The sequence below is a fragment of the Streptomyces sp. NPDC093064 genome (genome assembly GCF_044754605.1).
Taxonomy (GTDB): domain Bacteria; phylum Actinomycetota; class Actinomycetes; order Streptomycetales; family Streptomycetaceae; genus Streptomyces.
Genome location: NZ_JBIVPK010000028.1, coordinates 64,613 through 80,652 on the forward strand (window position 1 = coordinate 64,613; position 16,040 = coordinate 80,652).

General features: G+C 71.6%; 13 protein-coding genes and 1 tRNA gene. 7 read left to right on the forward strand and 7 right to left on the reverse strand.

The genetic code is table 11. The features are described 5' to 3' along the window. Window positions 1-29: 29 nt before the first annotated feature. The 3 genes from pheA (at window position 30) to ACIQFZ_RS28270 (ending at window position 3,585) form a co-directional block, all read left to right on the forward strand. Window positions 30-962, forward strand: coding sequence for a prephenate dehydratase (pheA, locus tag ACIQFZ_RS28260; protein ID WP_361421124.1), 933 nt, complete (start codon window positions 30-32; stop codon window positions 960-962). Window positions 963-1,498: 536 nt separating this feature from the next. Then, window positions 1,499-2,776, forward strand: a complete 1,278-nt coding sequence (serS, locus tag ACIQFZ_RS28265; protein WP_376546984.1) for a serine--tRNA ligase — start codon at window positions 1,499-1,501, stop codon at window positions 2,774-2,776. Further along, window positions 2,773-3,585 carry an HAD family hydrolase gene (locus ACIQFZ_RS28270; RefSeq protein ID WP_376652783.1) on the forward strand — a complete coding sequence of 271 codons (813 nt, stop codon included), beginning with the start codon at window positions 2,773-2,775 and terminating at the stop codon, window positions 3,583-3,585. Before serS ends, ACIQFZ_RS28270 begins: the two co-directional genes overlap by 4 nt. Before the next feature lie 14 nt (window positions 3,586-3,599). Here the strand turns inward: ACIQFZ_RS28270 and ACIQFZ_RS28275 are convergent. The 6 genes from ACIQFZ_RS28275 to ACIQFZ_RS28300 form a co-directional block, all read right to left on the reverse strand. After that, window positions 3,600-3,686 (reverse strand) — tRNA-OTHER (locus tag ACIQFZ_RS28275). 267 nt (window positions 3,687-3,953) lie between these two features. After that, complete coding sequence (locus tag ACIQFZ_RS28280; protein ID WP_402692446.1) at window positions 3,954-4,202, reverse strand: hypothetical protein; 249 nt, start codon at window positions 4,200-4,202, stop codon at window positions 3,954-3,956. 100 nt (window positions 4,203-4,302) lie between these two features. Further along, window positions 4,303-5,022: an ABC transporter permease gene (locus ACIQFZ_RS28285; RefSeq protein WP_365423937.1), complete on the reverse strand. Its 720-nt coding sequence runs from the start codon at window positions 5,020-5,022 to the stop codon at window positions 4,303-4,305. Between the two features lie 10 nt (window positions 5,023-5,032). After that, entirely contained in the window at window positions 5,033-5,944 is a 912-nt protein-coding gene (locus tag ACIQFZ_RS28290; RefSeq protein ID WP_365423940.1) for an ABC transporter ATP-binding protein, read from the reverse strand. Beyond that, entirely contained in the window at window positions 5,941-6,849 is a 909-nt protein-coding gene (locus ACIQFZ_RS28295) for an ABC transporter permease (RefSeq protein ID WP_383056739.1), read from the reverse strand. Before ACIQFZ_RS28295 ends, ACIQFZ_RS28290 begins: the two co-directional genes overlap by 4 nt. Beyond that, window positions 6,839-7,813, reverse strand: coding sequence for an ABC transporter ATP-binding protein (locus tag ACIQFZ_RS28300; RefSeq protein WP_361421178.1), 975 nt, complete (start codon window positions 7,811-7,813; stop codon window positions 6,839-6,841). Before ACIQFZ_RS28300 ends, ACIQFZ_RS28295 begins: the two co-directional genes overlap by 11 nt. 247 nt (window positions 7,814-8,060) lie before the next feature. Between ACIQFZ_RS28300 and ACIQFZ_RS28305 the strand changes: the two genes are divergently transcribed. The 4 genes from ACIQFZ_RS28305 (at window position 8,061) to ACIQFZ_RS28320 (ending at window position 12,476) form a co-directional block, all read left to right on the forward strand. Next, window positions 8,061-9,845 carry an SDR family oxidoreductase gene (locus ACIQFZ_RS28305; protein WP_402692447.1) on the forward strand — a complete coding sequence of 595 codons (1,785 nt, stop codon included), beginning with the start codon at window positions 8,061-8,063 and terminating at the stop codon, window positions 9,843-9,845. A gap of 124 nt (window positions 9,846-9,969) precedes the next feature. Then, complete coding sequence (locus ACIQFZ_RS28310; protein ID WP_402692448.1) at window positions 9,970-10,518, forward strand: RNA 2'-phosphotransferase; 549 nt, start codon at window positions 9,970-9,972, stop codon at window positions 10,516-10,518. 79 nt (window positions 10,519-10,597) lie between these two features. Continuing rightward, window positions 10,598-11,500, forward strand: a complete 903-nt coding sequence (locus ACIQFZ_RS28315) for an LLM class flavin-dependent oxidoreductase (protein ID WP_384082707.1) — start codon at window positions 10,598-10,600, stop codon at window positions 11,498-11,500. A gap of 67 nt (window positions 11,501-11,567) precedes the next feature. Beyond that, on the forward strand, window positions 11,568-12,476 hold the full coding sequence (locus ACIQFZ_RS28320) for a Cof-type HAD-IIB family hydrolase (protein WP_365774831.1): 909 nt from the start codon (window positions 11,568-11,570) through the stop codon (window positions 12,474-12,476). Between the two features lie 39 nt (window positions 12,477-12,515). Here ACIQFZ_RS28320 and cydD read toward each other — a convergent pair whose 3' ends face one another. Beyond that, a complete protein-coding gene (gene cydD, locus ACIQFZ_RS28325; protein WP_402692449.1) occupies window positions 12,516-16,013 on the reverse strand; it encodes a thiol reductant ABC exporter subunit CydD in 3,498 nt (1,165 codons plus the stop codon). Between the last annotated feature and the right edge of the window lie 27 nt (window positions 16,014-16,040).

Below are 16,040 nucleotides of genomic sequence, written 5' to 3' on the forward strand. Positions count from 1 at the left end.
GGTCCCCCCGAGGCCATTAGGGTGAGGTCATGCCAGCGAGCTATGCGTATCTCGGCCCCGAGGGCACCTTCACCGAAGTCGCCCTGCGCACCCTTCCCGAGACGGCCACGCGGGAACTGGTCCCGTACGTGTCCGTGCAGTCGGCGCTGGACGCCGTCCGGGCCGGAGCGGCCGAGGCCGCTTTCGTGCCGATCGAGAACTCCGTCGAGGGCGGCATCACCACCACGCTCGACGAGCTGGTCGCGGGCCAGCCGCTGATGATCTACCGCGAGGTGCTGCTGTCGATCACCTTCGCGCTGCTGGTCAGGCCCGGCACGACGCTGTCGGACATCAAGACGGTCACCGCCCACCCGGCCGCCCAGCCGCAGGTGCGCAACTGGCTCTCGGCGAACCTCCCGGACGCCGTCTGGGAGTCGGCCGCCTCGAACGCGGACGGCGCTCGACTGGTCCAGGAGGGCCGCTACGACGCCGCGTTCGCCGGTGAGTTCGCGGCCGCGCGGTACGGGCTCGTGCCTCTGGAGACGGACATCCACGACGCGGAGAACGCGCAGACCCGGTTCGTGCTGGTCGGCCGGCCCGCACGGCCCGCCGCGCCGAGCGGCACGGACAAGACGTCCGTGGTGCTGTGGCAGCGCGACGACCATCCCGGCGGGCTGCGCGACCTGCTGGGCGAGTTCAGCACCCGCGGTATCAACCTGATGCTGCTGCAGTCCCGCCCGACGGGCGCCGGCATCGGCAACTACTGCTTCTGCGTCGACGCCGAGGGCCACATCAACGACCGCCGGATGGCGGAGGCCCTGATGGGCCTCAAGCGGATCTGCCTCCAGGTGCGCTTCCTGGGCTCGTACCCGCGGGCGGACGGTGACACGGCCGACGTACGGCCTCCGCTGACCGGGACCTCGGACCAGGAGTTCGTGGCGGCGGCGGACTGGGTGGCACGCTGCCAGGACGGCCGTTTCTAGCCGGTCGTGCCGCTTCCGGCCGGTGCTGCCCGCGGTCTTGGTTGTCCACAGAAGTTATCCACACCCTCCTCTCTCGACCTGGGGACAAGTCGACACCCAATGGGGGCTCGGTCGACAAATCGCCCTTCGGCCCTCAAGATCGGTCGAGGCCCCACAGGCCACCCTTCGTCCACTCGTCTCCTTTGGTTCATCTTTTGGGGCGACCCCTTTCCACCGAAAGTGGGCGTCTGGGCACTTCAAGACAGGAATTCCTCCCTCCGCACAACGCTTCCGGAGTGATCAATTCCGAAATCCACAGATCTTCCACACAGCCTGTGGATAACTCTCCGGGGGTGTGGATTCCTGTGGACAACCTGGCCTCAAGTCCCCTTCCGCACAAGGGAATCAGGTCAACCCGGCACCCGCCGCCTGCCTCGTTCCAGGGAGGCGAGGTCTCCCCCATTGACACCGGAAGCGATTCCCCCGTAGCGGCACGTAAGCCATGGTTCGGAATACTGGGTCGTGGGGTGGAACGTCGCACCGGTAGCCTTGACCGCGTGATTGACCTTCGTCTGCTCCGTGAGGACCCCGACCGTGTGCGCGCCTCGCAGCGTGCCCGTGGAGAGGACGTCGCGCTCGTCGACGCCCTCCTGTCTGCCGACGAGCGGCGCAGGTCGTCCGGCGTCCGCTTCGACGAGCTGCGCGCCGAGCAGAAGGCGCTGGGCAAGCTCATCCCCAAGGCCTCCGGTGACGAGAAGGCCGAGCTGCTGAAGCGTGCGAGCGGGCTCGCCGCCGACGTCAAGACCGCCGACGCCGAGCGCGACGCGGCCGACGCCGAGACCCAGGAGCTTCTCCTCCGGCTCGGCAACCTCATCCACCCCGACGTGCCCGTCGGCGGCGAGGAGGACTTCGTCACGCTGGAGACGCACGGCACGATCCGCGACTTCGCCGCCGAGGGCTTCGAGCCCAAGGACCACCTGGAGCTCGGCCAGCTCCTCGGCGCGATCGACGTGGAGCGCGGCGCGAAGGTCTCCGGCTCGCGTTTCTACTTCCTCACCGGTGTCGGCGCCCTGCTGGAGCTGGCGCTGGTGAACGCGGCGATCGCCCAGGCCACCGCGGCCGGCTTCACGCCGATGCTGACCCCCGCGCTGGTCCGCCCCCAGTCGATGGCGGGCACGGGCTTCCTCGGCCAGGCGGCCCAGGACGTCTACCACCTCGACAAGGACGACCTGTACCTGGTCGGCACCTCCGAGGTGCCGCTGGCGGCGTACCACATGGACGAGATCATCGACGCCGACCGCCTGCCGCTGCGGTACGCCGGGTTCTCGCCGTGCTTCCGCCGCGAGGCCGGCTCGCACGGCAAGGACACCAAGGGCATCTTCCGCGTCCACCAGTTCGACAAGGTCGAGATGTTCTCCTACGTCACCCCCGAGGAGTCGCAGGAGGAGCACCGCCGGCTGCTGGAGTGGGAGAAGCAGTGGCTGACCTCGCTGGAGCTGCCGTTCCGCGTGATCGACGTCGCCTCGGGCGATCTGGGCGCCTCGGCCTCGCGCAAGTTCGACTGCGAGGCATGGGTCCCGACCCAGGACAAGTACCGCGAGCTGACCTCGACCTCGGACTGCACCGAGTTCCAGTCGCGCCGGCTCCAGATCCGCTTCCGTGACGGCAAGGCGGTCCGCCCGCTGGCGACGCTCAACGGCACGCTGTGCGCCGTCCCGCGCACGATCGTCGCGATCCTGGAGAACCACCAGCAGGCCGACGGCTCCGTGCGGGTGCCGGAAGTGCTGCGTCCCTACCTCGGCGGCCGGAAGGTCCTGGAACCGGTGGCCAAGTGAGACCCGCCGCCGGGCCGTTCCCCTACACGCTGATCGCGACCGACCTCGACGGGACGCTCCTGCGCTCCGACGGGTCGGTCTCCCAGCGCACCCGTGAGGCGCTCGCCGCGGCCACCGCGGCGGGTGCCGCGCACCTCGTCGTCACCGGCCGCGCGGTGCCCTGGACCCGGCACGTCCTCGACGACCTCGGCTACCGGGGCCTCGCGGTCTGCGGCCAGGGCGCCCAGGTGTACGACGCCGCGGAGCACCGCCTGCTGACCTCGGTGACCCTGGACCGGCAACTGGCGGCGGTGGCCCTGGCCAAGATCGAGGCGGAGGTCGGTCCGCTGTACCTGGCGGCCAGCCGCGACGGCCTGGACGGCGAGGTGCTGGTCGGTCCCGGCTACGCGGTCGCGGGCCCGCTTCCTGCGACGCCGTTCACGGACGTCGCGGACCTGTGGAGCGCACCCCTCAACAAGATCTACGTCCAGCACCCGGACCTCACGGACGACGAACTGGCCGACGTGGCCCGCCGGACCGCCGGCGGTTTCGTCTCGGTGACCATGGCCGGCGAGGGCATCGTCGAGCTGCTGCCGCTGGGTCTGTCGAAGGCGACGGGGCTCTCGCTGGCCGCGCGGCGGCTGGGCCTGAAGGCGGCGGACGCCATCGCCTTCGGCGACATGCCCAACGACGTCCCGATGTTCTCCTGGGCGTCCCACGGCGTGGCGATGGCCAACGCCCACGAGGAACTGAAGGCGGTCGCCGACGAGGTGACGGCCTCGAACGACGAGGACGGCATCGCGGTGCTGCTGGAGAAGCTGGTGGGCTGAGCCCTCAGTCTCTGCGGAGGATGCACGGATCGAACGTGCGCGGGGGTGACCCCGACCGCGGCTTGAACCAAGCCGGTGCCTTGCCACTCGGCCAATCCTCCGGGTGGGCGGCCCACGCGAAGGAATTCGCGTGCTCGAAGCGGCCGCCCCGGGCAGCTCCCCGTGCGAGGCGGGCTCGACGGAGCCGGTAGTTACTCCGGAGCCCGCCGCGGGCTGCCCTGAAGGGAGCTCGGCGTACTGCCGTGCATCGACATCGCCCAGCTCCTCTCCCAGAACGTGGCGCCGATTCGGTCCGGCGCGGTGAACACCACCACTGTGCCGCTACGACGGCTTCGGTGCCACCGAATTACCGGGCGCCCCGGGCCCCTTCACCGCCGCCGCCACCGACGCCGGCGGGCCTTGCTGAAGAACCATCCGGCGGGCGGTTCGTCGGAGCGCCACGGCTGGGGCTCGGGCTCCTCGCGGCGCCAGCGCGCGGCGAGCATCCGTGCCCGGCCGGACGGCTCGGCGGTCCCGGCGGCGCGTATGAAGTCGGCGTCCAGGACGACGTCGTCCCAGGTGTCCCAGGTGTCCCCGGTCGTCCCCCGGCCCTCGCTCTCCGGCACTTCGCCCGCCATCACGCCCTCCTGCCGCTTCATCCGCTTTGCCCAGTGTGCCCGGGTGAAGGTGAAGCCTCCGTCAAGGCCGGGCAGGACCGCCCGGCCTCGATCGGATGCCTCACTCCTCGCCGGCGAGGGTCAGCGACCGCAGTTTCTGCCCGGCGTACCAGGTGGCCAGGACGGTCACCACCACCAGCAGCACCGTCGCCGTCGGCAGCCCGACGTCGGAGGTGACCATGTCCCCGCCGGCGACCTTGTGCGCCACGGCCAGCGCCCACTGCTGGATGCTCAGCGTGCGCGCCCCGGGCACCAGGGAGCCGAACAGCGCCTCCCAGACCAGCGCGTAGACGAGCCCGAAGACCACCGCGTGCCGGGAGACCGTGCCCAGCAGGAGGAAGAGGGCCGCGTAGGCGATGGAGGCGACCAGCGCGGCGACGGTGTAGGCGATGGCGATCTGCTGCCCGTTGCCGTTGAGGATCAGCCCGGCGACCAGGGTCGGCACCGCGGAGAAGACCATGGTCACCGCGATCGCCACGATCAGCTTGGTGAAGATGATCGTCGACCGCTTGAGCGGCTTGGACAGCAGGTACACCACCGAGCCGTCGTCGATCTCCGGCCCGATTGCTCCGGTGCCGGCGATGACGCCGATGATCGGCACCATGGTGGCGAGCGCGAACCCGCCCAGGACGTTCACCGCGGTCTGGTCGTCGGCTCCGGCGAGGGCGCGGACGGCCGCGGCGATCACGATGAGCAGCAGCGGCAGCGCGCCGAGGATGAGGGCCCGACGGCGGCCGAGCAGGGCCCGGTAGGTGAGCCGGGCGACTGTGGGGTCGTACATCTTGGGCCTCCTACGCCGCGACCAGGTACGAGAAGACGGACTCGAGGGACTCGTCGGAGGGCGAGACCGTGTGCAGCCGGATGCCGTGGTCCCGGGCCACCCGAGGGAGCAGGGTCGTGAACCGACCGAAGTCGACGGCCTGGATGCGCAGCGCGCCCTCGGCGAGGTCGACCTCGATGCCGGACGTCGACGGGTCGGCGATCAGCGCGGCCGCCAGGGCACGGTCGTCGCTGGAGCGCACCAGGTAGCGGTGCGGCCGGTCGGTCATCAGGCGGCGGATCCTGCGGAAGTCGCCGCTGGCGGCGTGCCGTCCGGCGACGACGACCTCGATGTGCCAGGCGAGCTGTTCGACCTCCTCCAGGATGTGGGAGGAGAACAGCACGGTGCGGCCCTCGTCGCCCATGCGCCGCAGCAGGTCCATCAGCTGCATGCGCTGGCGCGGGTCCATGCCGTTGAACGGCTCGTCGAGCAGGAGCAGCGAGGGATCGTGGACCAGCGCGGACGCCATCTTGACGCGCTGGCGCATGCCCTTGGAGTAGGTGGAGATCTTCCGGTCCTGCGCGTACTCCATCTCGACGGTGGCGAGCGCCTTCTGGGCGGCCTTGGCGCCCAGGCCGTGCAGTTCGGCGTTGGCGACGACGAACTCGCGGCCGGTGAGGAAGTCGTACATCGCCTCCCGCTCGGGGACGATGCCGATGTGCCGGTAGATCTTCTCGTTGCGCCACACCGGCTGCCCGTCGAGGGTCACCGTGCCGGTGGAGGGGGCGAGGAAGCCGGCCATCATGTTGATCAGCGTGGACTTCCCGGCACCGTTGGGGCCGAGCAGCCCGGTGACGCCGGGGCCGATCGTCATGGTGATGTCGTTGACGGCGACCACGTTGCCGAACCAGCGAGAGACGTGGTCGATGCTGAGGGTCGTCACAGTCCCACCTTCTTGTAGCGGCGCAGCAGGAGGCCGTATGCGGCGGCGATGAGGCCCAGGACGACGAGGACGTAGACGACGCCCTGTCCGCTGCCCGGGCCGGCGGCGCCGGGTGCCGAGGAGGTCGCGCCCAGGAAGGCGGTCTGCACGCCGTCGACGAGGGTGACCGGTGAGAACAGGCCGATCCAGGGGATGGCGCCGGAGTTGTTCCGGGCCTCCGCGATGGCCTGGAGGGTGGAGACGGCGCCGTAGGAGATGACCAGTACCGCGATCACGGCGGCGATGCCGAAGCCGCGGCGCGGGGTGACGGCGGCGATGACGAGGCCGATGCCGGCGAAGAGCAGTGAGAGCAGTGCCACGGAGACGACTCCCTGGGCGAATCCCTTGGTCTGGTCGGCGAAGTCCATCTTGGCCAGCAGCGCGCCCACGTAGAGCACGAGCAGCGGGGCGGCGGTCAGGATGAACAGCGCGGAGGCCAGCGCCGCGTACTTGGCGCGCACGTAGTCGGCGGTCTCGATGGGCCGTGAGAAGTACAGCGGCACGGTCTTGAAGCGCAGGTCGCGCGAGACGGACTGGGGTGCCTGCGAGGCGATGTACAGGCTGATGACGCCCTGCATGATGATGGCGTAGCGCGTGTACTCGATGGGCAGGCCCTTGGCCTTGGTAGCGACCGCGACGGCGACGATGATGGCCGCGGGCACGCACATCACCACGAACAGCAGTATCGGCAGCACCTTGGACTTCACCGAGCGGCCGAGGCCGTAGGCGCCGCGCAGGGACTGCGAGTACAGCGAGCGGCGGGCGTAGGCGCGGCCGAGGCGGGGGCCGTCGTAGCTGCGGTAGCCGATGTTGTGGATGCGGGTCTGGTCACCCTTGGGCGCTGCCGCGGTGGGTTCAACCGCCATGGCCGACCGCCTCCTTCCCCTGTGTCTCGCGCTGTTCGTCGCTGTCCCGGAAGACCTCCGAGATGTGGTGCCGCCGCTGCTCCATGCGCACCAGGCCGAGGCCGAGGTCCGCGATCACGTCCCGCACCAGGTCGTACGTCTCCTCGCCCTGGGCGGTGAGCAGCAGGACGTGTCCCGCGCCCGGCAGCCCGGTGCCGTCCTGGGTCTCGACCCCGCGCGCGTGGAGCGCGTCGCGCACCGCGCGGGTGCCGTCCGGGTGCTCGTCGCTGTCGGTGACCTCGATGGCGAGGGTGGTCGTGGTCTGGGTGAAGTCGGTGGTGGAGCTGGAGCGCAGGAGCTTGCCGCCGTCGATGACGACGACGTGGTCGCAGGTGCGCTCCAGTTCGCCCAGCAGGTGGGAGGTGACCAGGACGGAGATGCCGAAGTCGGTGTGGATGCGGCGGATCAGGCCGAGCATGTCGTCGCGGCCGACCGGGTCGAGGCCGTTGGTCGGCTCGTCGAGGAAGACCAGCTGCGGATCGTGCACCAGGGCCTGGGCGAGCTTCACGCGCTGCTTCATACCGGTGGAGTAGCCGCCGATGGGGCGGTAGCGCTCCTCGTACAGGCCGACGTGGCGCAGGGTGTCCGCGGTGCGCTCGCGGGCGGCGGTCGGGGGCAGACCGGACATGCGCGCCATGTGGACGACGAACTCGGTGGCCGAGACATCGGGCGGCAGGCAGTCGTGCTCCGGCATGTAGCCGACGCGCTCACGGATGGCGGCGCCCTCGGTGGCGACGTCGAGGCCGAGCACCTCGGCGCTGCCCTCAGTGGCGGGGGACAGACCCAGCAGGATCTTGATGAGTGTGGACTTGCCGGCTCCGTTGGCACCGACGAGTCCGGTCACACCCGGTCCGACGTCCACGGAGAGCCGGTCAAGCGCGGTCACCCGTGGGAACCGCTTGCTCAGGCTTTCGGTCGCGATCACAGTCACGTCTTCGACGGTAGTGATCCGGACCACGCCGGTCGTCAGACCCCAGAGCCGTCTTGGAGTCCGCCTCGAGTATTACGGGGACCTTAGGGGTCGGACCCCTGAGGGCCGGGCGGCCTGCGGGATTCCGGCATCCGGACCACACTGTTGACGACTGGTCTAACAACTGCCACAGTCGCCAGCGTCACAGCACAGGCACGTTCGGCAGCCGTGTCCGACCTCGGTGGAGGAGAGCGGAGGAGAAGTGACGACGCTGAAGGGCGCGCGGGAGCGCCGGGTGCGCACGGGCGGGGTCGAGCTGTGCGTGGCCGAACTGGGCGACGCACAGCGGCCCACGGTCGTCCTGGTGCACGGCTATCCGGACAGCAAGGAGGTCTGGTCGGAGGTCGCCGAGCGCCTCGCCGGCCGCTTCCACGTCGTGCTCTACGACGTCCGTGGCCACGGCCGCTCCACCGCGCCGCGGCCCCTGCGCGGGGGCTTCACCCTCGACAAGCTGACCGACGACTTCCTGGCGGTCGCGGACGCGGTGAGCCCCGGCAGGCCGGTGCACCTGGTGGGGCACGACTGGGGCTCGGTGCAGTCCTGGGAGTTCGTCAGCGTCCGGCGCACCGAGGGCCGGATCGCCACCTTCACGTCGGTGTCCGGGCCGTCCCTCGACCACTTCGGCCACTGGATCGCCAAGCGCGTCAGGCGCCCCACCCCACGCCGCGTGGGCCAGCTCCTCGGCCAGGGCGCCAAGTCCTGGTACGTGTACCTGCTGCACACGCCCAAGCTGCCCGAGCTGGCCTGGCGCGGTCCGCTCGGCAAGCGCTGGCCGGGCATTCTGAGGCGTGTCGAGAAGGTCCCCGGCGACGACTACCCGACCTCGTCGCTGCCCCGGGACGCGGCGCACGGCGCCTGGCTGTACCGGGACAACGTGCGGGCCCGGCTGCGCAGACCACGGGCGGACGCCCACGCGCACGCGCCGGTGCAGCTCATCACCCCCCTCGACGACGCCTTCCTCTCGGAGAGCCTGTACGACGACCTGGAGCAGTGGGCCCCCGGCCTGGTGCGCCGCACGCTCCCCGCCGGGCACTGGATCCCGCGCACCCGGCCCGACCAGCTGGCGGCCTGGATCACGCAGTTCGTCACGGCCACCGAGGACGGGCAGCCGCGGCCGGCCGCCACCGGGAGGTACGCCGAACGCTTCGCCGGGCAGCTCGTGCTGGTCACCGGCGCGGGCAGCGGCATCGGACGGGCCACGGCGTACGCCTTCGCCGGGGCCGGCGCACGGGTGGTGGCCGTCGACCGGAACGCCGAGGCCGCGGCCCGCACCGCCGAGCAGTCCCGGCAGCTCGGGGCGCCGGCCGCCTGGGCCGAGGCGGTGGACGTCTCCGACGAGCAGGCCATGGAGAAGCTGGCCGAGAAGGTCGACGCCGAGTACGGCGTGGTGGACGTCCTGGTGAACAACGCGGGCATCGGCCTGTCCGGCTCGTTCTTCGACCACACCCCCGAGGACTGGAGGAAGGTCCTCGACGTCAATCTCTGGGGAGTGATCCACGGCTGCCGGCTGTTCGGGAAGCGGATGGCCGAGCGGGGACAGGGCGGCCACATCGTCAACACCGCGTCCGCGGCGGCGTACCAGCCCTCCAAGGCCCTGCCCGCCTACAGCACCTCCAAGGCGGCGGTGCTGATGCTGAGCGAGTGCCTGCGCGCGGAGCTGGCCGGGCAGGGGATCGGCGTCACGGCGGTCTGTCCCGGCTTCGTCGACACCGCCATCACGTCCACGGCGCACTTCGCGGGCGTCGACGCGGAGGGGGAGAAGCGCCGGCGGCGCCGCGCGGCCCGCCTGTACGGACTGCGCGGCTACCCGCCGGAGAAGGTGGCCGACGCGATCCTGCGCGCGGTCGTGCACGACGAGGCGGTGGTACCGGTGACGCCGGAGGCCCGTCTCCTCCGCGCGATGTCCCGCTTCACTCCGCGGGCGCGGCGCCGGCTCGCACGGGCGAAGCCGCCGCTGGGTGCCGCGGATCCGGGCCAACACCCCTGAATCGGAGACCAGTTGTCCACAGCTTCGCACCTCTTGCCTGTGGACAACATCACTTGGCTGTGGATCAAACCTCCCGGGCGAAATTGACCTGCGTGATCCGCGTCTCTCCCGGCACGCTGGTGGCATGGACGAAAGACGCACCGTGAAGGTGTCGAAGTACCTCGCCAAGCACCTTCGCCACCAGCCCGAGAGGATCGGGCTCACGCTCGACGAGGGCGGCTGGGTCGAGATCGACGCGCTGATCGCGGCGGCGGCCGCGCACGGCTTCCGGTTCAGCCGCGGGGAACTGGACCATGTGGTCGCAACCAACGACAAACGGCGCTTCGCGGTCGAGGGCAGCCGTATCCGTGCCAGTCAGGGCCACAGCATCGGGGTCGACCTCGGATTGCCGGCCGCGACCCCGCCGCCGTACCTCTACCACGGGACCGTGGCCCGCAACCTGGAGGCGATCCGCAGCGAGGGGCTGCGGCCGATGAACAGGCATGACGTGCACCTCTCGCCCGACCGCGAGACCGCGACCCGGGTCGGCGCCCGCCGCGGTCGCCCGATCGTCCTCGCGGTGGACGCGGCCGCCATGCACCGCGACGGCCATGTCTTCCATGTCAGCGCCAACGGTGTGTGGCTGACGCAGTCCGTGCCGCCCCGGTACCTGCGGTTTTCCGAGGCCCGTTGATCCACTTCAGTCCATGGCCGCCGGCCGGCTGCGGTGACCGTTTCACGTGAAACAGCCACGGGTGTTTAGGCTCGGGGTCATGAGTCTGCGTCTGAGCACCGTGATCCTTCCCTACCGCCGCTGGCACGAGGGCGGCCGTTCGGCATGGACACGTGCCGAACAGCTCGGCTTCCACGCCGCCTACACCTACGACCACCTGTCCTGGCGCAGCTTCCGGGACGGCCCGTGGTTCGGGGCCGTGCCGACGCTGACCGCCGCCGCGGCCGTGACGGACCGAATGCGGCTGGGAACCCTGGTGACCTCGCCGAACTTCCGGCATCCGGTCACCCTCGCCAAGGAGCTGATCTCTCTCGACGACATCTCCGGGGGCCGGATCACCCTCGGCATCGGCGCGGGCGGCACCGGCTTCGACGCCACCGCGCTGGGTCAGGAGCCGTGGACGCCGCGGGAGCGGGCCGACCGCTTCGCCGAGTTCGTTCCGCTGCTCGACCGGCTGCTGACCGAGGACACGGTGTCGTACGAGGGCGACTTCTACTCGGCGCACGAGGCGCGCAACATCCCCGGGTGTGTGCAGCGGCCCCGGCTGCCCTTCGCCGTGGCCGCGACCGGGCCGCGCGGACTGCGGCTCGCCGCACGGTACGGGCAGGCCTGGGTGACCACGGGTGATCCGAAGCTGTACGAGAACGGCACGCCGGAGCAGTCCGTTCAAGCCATTCGCGCCCAGACCGAGAAGCTCGCGGACGCGTGTGCCGCGGCGGGCCGTGACGCCTCTGCGCTCGACAAGGTCCTGCTCACCGGATTCACCCCCGACCGCGGTCGTCCGCTCGAGTCCCTCGACGCATTCGTCGACTTCGCGGGCCGCCACCAGGAGCTGGGTTTCACCGAGATCGTGATCCACTGGCCGATCCCCGACTCGGACTTCGCCGCGGACCAGAAGGTCTTCGAGCGGATCGCCATGGAAGCCCCCTCCCAGCTGACGTGACCGAGACAACCCCTCAAATGTGCGAACTCTCGCACGATCGTGCGGACATATAGATGACAATGACGCGGTGACCTCAGCGACTCGACGGCCCGAGACCCCGGCCTCACCCCAGCTCTCGACCTCGTTCGAGCCGGGGGGCACTCCCGGCGTTCCGCCTCGGCTGATCGCCACCGATCTCGACGGCACCCTGCTGCGCGACGACAAGTCGCTCTCCCCGCGCACGATCGCCGCCCTGGCCGCGGCCGAGGAGGCGGGCATCGAGGTCTTCTTCGTCACCGGCCGCCCGGCCCGCTGGATGGACGTGGTCAGCGACCATGTGCACGGCCACGGCCTGGCGATCTGCGGCAACGGCGCCGCCGTGGTCGACCTGCACGGCGGTTCCGGCGCCCACCGCTTCGTGAAGGTGCGGGAGCTGGCCCGGGAGAACGCGCTGGACGCCGTGCGGCTGGTGCGCGAGGCGGCACCGGGCACGGTGTACGCGGTCGAGCAGACCTACGGCTTCCATCAGGAGCCGGTCTATCCGAAGCTGCACATGGAGATGGCCGACGTCCTCGCGCCGGCCGAGGAACTGCTGGCGCCGGACGGAGCCGGAGCCGGCCAGCCGATCCTGAAGATCCTCGCCTACCACCCCACGCTGGATCCCGACGCCTTCCTCACCGTCGCCCGCCTCGCCGCCGGCGAGCACGTCACCATCACCCGGTCCAGCCCCAGCGCCCTGCTGGAGATCAGCGGTCCGAACGTCTCCAAGGCGAGCACTCTGGCCCTGTGCTGTGCCGAGCGCGGCATCTCGCAGGAGGAGGTCGTCGCCTTCGGCGACATGCCGAACGACGTGGAGATGCTCACCTGGGCAGGCCGGTCCTACGCCATGGGCAACGCGCACCCCGCCGCGATCGCCGCGGCGTCCGGACGGACGGTCGCCAACAACGAGGACGGGGTCGCGATCGTCATCGAGCGGCTGCTGGGGGAGCGTCCGTAGCGGGCGGACCGCCCGCCGGGGGAGGCCACGAACGGGTCGCTACGGCGCGCCCACCAGCAGCTCCGTCTGCGCCTCCCGTTCGGCCATCCGACGCAGCGGTCCCGGCAGCGCGGCCAGCTCGGCATACGGTCCCCGCTGGACGACGCGCCCCTCGTCGAGGACGATCACCTCGTCCACGGCCGCCAGCCCGGCCAGGCGGTGGGTGATGAGCAGCGTCGTACGGCCCTCGGTGGCGGCCAGCAGATCTCCGGTGAGCGCGTCGGCGGTCGCCAGGTCGAGGTGTTCGGCGGGTTCGTCGAGCACCAGCACCGGGAAGTCGGCGAGCAACGCGCGGGCCAGGGCCAGTCGCTGACGCTGTCCGCCCGACAGCCGGGCACCGTGCTCGCCGACGAGCGTGTCGAGTCCGTCGGGCAGGGCGTCCACCCAGCCGAGCAGCCGGGCCCGGGCGAGGGCGTCCCGCAGTTCGGCCTCGGTCGCGTCCTTCTTCGCGAGCAGCAGGTTCTCGCGGACCGAGCTGTCGAAGAGATGCGCGTCCTGGGCGCACAGCCCGACCAGCCGCCGTATGTCGTCGCCGTCCACAGCGTGGGCGTCGACGCCGCCGAGGGTGTATGTGCCCGTCTCCGCGTCGAGGAAGCGCAGCAGCACCTGGGCGAGCGTCGTCTTGCCGGAGCCGGACGGCCCGACCACGGCGACCCTGCGGCCCTCCTGGAGCGTCAGGTCGAGTCCGGCGAGCGCCGCCCGGTCCTGCCCCGCGTACCGCGCCGTCAGGTTCCTGACGGCAAGCGGGAACGGCGAGGCGGGCGCCTGCCGGGGCCGCTCCGGTTCACGGACGGGCTCGGGGGCGTCCAGGACCTCGTACACCCGCTCCGCGCTGCGGCGTACCCGGTGCCGGTAGCGCACGGCGAGCGGCATGCCGAGGACGGCTTCGAAGGCGGCCAGCGGGGTGAGGACGACGACGGCCATGGTCACGCCGCCGAGCCGTCCGTCGGTGACCGCCTGGGCGCCGACGAGGGCGGTCGCCGCGACGGTCAGTCCGGAGATCAGCGCGGTGAGCCCGTCGCCGAGGGCGGTGGCGGTGGCGGCGCGCGAGGCGATCCGGGTGAGCAGCCGGTCGGCCCGCCGGGTCTCGGTGATGCGGGTGGGCAGGGCGCCCGCGACGGCCAGTTCGGCGGTTCCGGTGAGCAGTTCGGTCACGCGGGTGGCGAGGGCGCCGCGCGCGGGAGCGAGCCGGTGCTCGGCACGCCGGGCCACGGCCCCGGTGACCAGCGGGACGCCTGCCCCGGCCGCGAGCAGGCCGGCCGCGAGCACCGCCCCGGCCTCCGGCAGCAGCCAGGCCGTGAAGGCGACGGAGGCGGCGGACACGGTCAGGGCCGCGCCGGCGGGCAGCAGCCAGCGCAACCAGTAGTCCTGGAGCGCGTCCACGTCGGCGACGAGCCGCGTCAGCAGATCGCCGCGGCGCATCCGACGCAGCCCGGCGGGCGCCAACCGCTCCAGCCTCCGGTAGACGGCCACCCGAGTGTCGGCGAGCATCCGCAGCACCGCGTCGTGCGAGACCAGCCGCTCCGCGTACCGGAAGACCGCACGCCCGATGCCGAAGGCCCTGGTCGCCGTGACGGCCACCATCAGGTAGAGCACGGGCGGCTGCTGGGACGCCCGTGAGATGAGCCACCCGGAGGTCGCCATCAGCCCGACCGCGCTGCCGAGCGCCAGACTGCCCAGGAGCAGGGCGAGGGCGAGTCGGCCGCGCCGGGGACCGGACATCGCCCGAACCCGGGCGAGGACGCCGCGCGCGACGGTGGTGGCCTCGGTCCCGGGTTCGATCGGAGCCGAGGCCGGTCCGGGTTCGGCCGTTCGCACGGGGCGTGCCTCGGCGGTGCGGGCCACAGCCGGCGCCGCCCCGCGGGACTCCGTCCCGTCGAGACGCACGACCCGGTCCGCCACGTCCAGCAGTGCGGGCCGGTGCACCACCAGGAGCACCGTCCGGCCCGCGGACAGCCGCCGCACCGCGTCCACGACCTCCGCCTCGGTCGCTCCGTCCAGGGCCGCCGTCGGCTCGTCGAGCAGCAGGACGGGACGGTCGGCGAGGAAGGCCCGGGCGAGCGCGAGCCGCTGCCGCTGCCCGGCGGAGAGCCCGGCCCCGTCCTCTCCGAGCAGGGTGTCCAGTCCCTCCGGCAGCGCGTCCACGAACTCCAGCGCACCGGCGTCGGCCAGCGCTCCGCGTACGGCGGCGTCGTCCGCGTCGGGCCGCGCCAGCCGTACGTTCTCGGCGATCGTTCCCGCGTACAGGTGCGGCCGCTGCGGCACCCAGGCGATGCGCGAACGCCACTGCTCCAGGTCGACGTCGGCGAGATCGGCTTCCGCGACGCGCACCCGGCCCGCACTGGGCTTCACGAACCCCAGCAGGACGTTCAGCAGCGTCGACTTGCCCGCACCGCTCGGGCCGACGAGCGCGACCGTCTCCCCCGGCCGCACCGAGAAGGACACATCCGTCACCGCGTCCGCGGACCGACCGGGATAGCGGACGCTCACGTCCTCGAAGGTCAGGGCCCCGGCGTCCACGGTCCCGGTGCCGGACTCCGGCACCGGGGTCTCCAGCACCGCGAAGATCTCCTCGGCGGCCGCCAGCCCCTCCGCCGCCGCGTGGTACTGCGCGCCCACCTGACGCAGCGGGAGATAGGCCTCGGGCGCGAGCACGAGGATGACCAGCCCGATGTAGAGGTCCATGTCGCCGCTCACGAGCCGCATGCCGATCGTCACGGCGACCAGCGCCACCGACAGCGTGGCAAGCAGCTCCAGGGCGAAGGAGGACAGGAAGGCGATCCGCAGCGTGCGCATGGTCGCCCGCCGGTACTCCCCGGTGATGCGCCGGATCGACTCCGCCTGTGCCTTGGCCCTGCCGAACACCTTCAGGGTCGGCAGTCCCGCGACGACGTCCAGGAAGTGCCCCGACAGCTGGGACAGCAGCCGCCACTGACGGTCCATGCGGGACTGCGTGGCCCAGCCGATCAGCATCATGAAGACGGGGATGAGGGGCAGGGTGGCGACGATGATGGCCGCCGAGACCCAGTCCTCCGTCACGATCCGGACGAGCACCGCCACCGGGACGGCCACGGCCAGCCCCAACTGCGGCAGATAGCGCGAGAAGTAGTCGTCCAGGGCGTCGACACCGCGCGTCGCCAGGGCCACGAGCGAGCCCGTGCGCTGCCCGCTCAGCCAGCCGGGGCCGAGCGCCGCCGCCCGCTCCAGCAGGCGCCCGCGCAGCTCGGACTTCACCGCCGCGCTCGCCCTGTGGGCGGCCAGCTCGGTCAGCCAGGAGACCAACGCACGGCCGCAGGCGACGACGGCCAACAGCAGCAGGGGAGTGCGGAGTTCGGCGACCGGCATCCGGTGCTGGAAGGCGCCCACCACCACCTCGGCGATGAGCATCGCCTGAGCGATGACCAGGCATGCCCCGATGGCGCCCAGCCCGACGACGGCCACCAGGAAGAGCCGGGTGGCACGGGCGTGACGCAGAAGTCGCGGATCGATCGGTTTCATGGAGAACATGCCCTTCGGCCCAGAGGG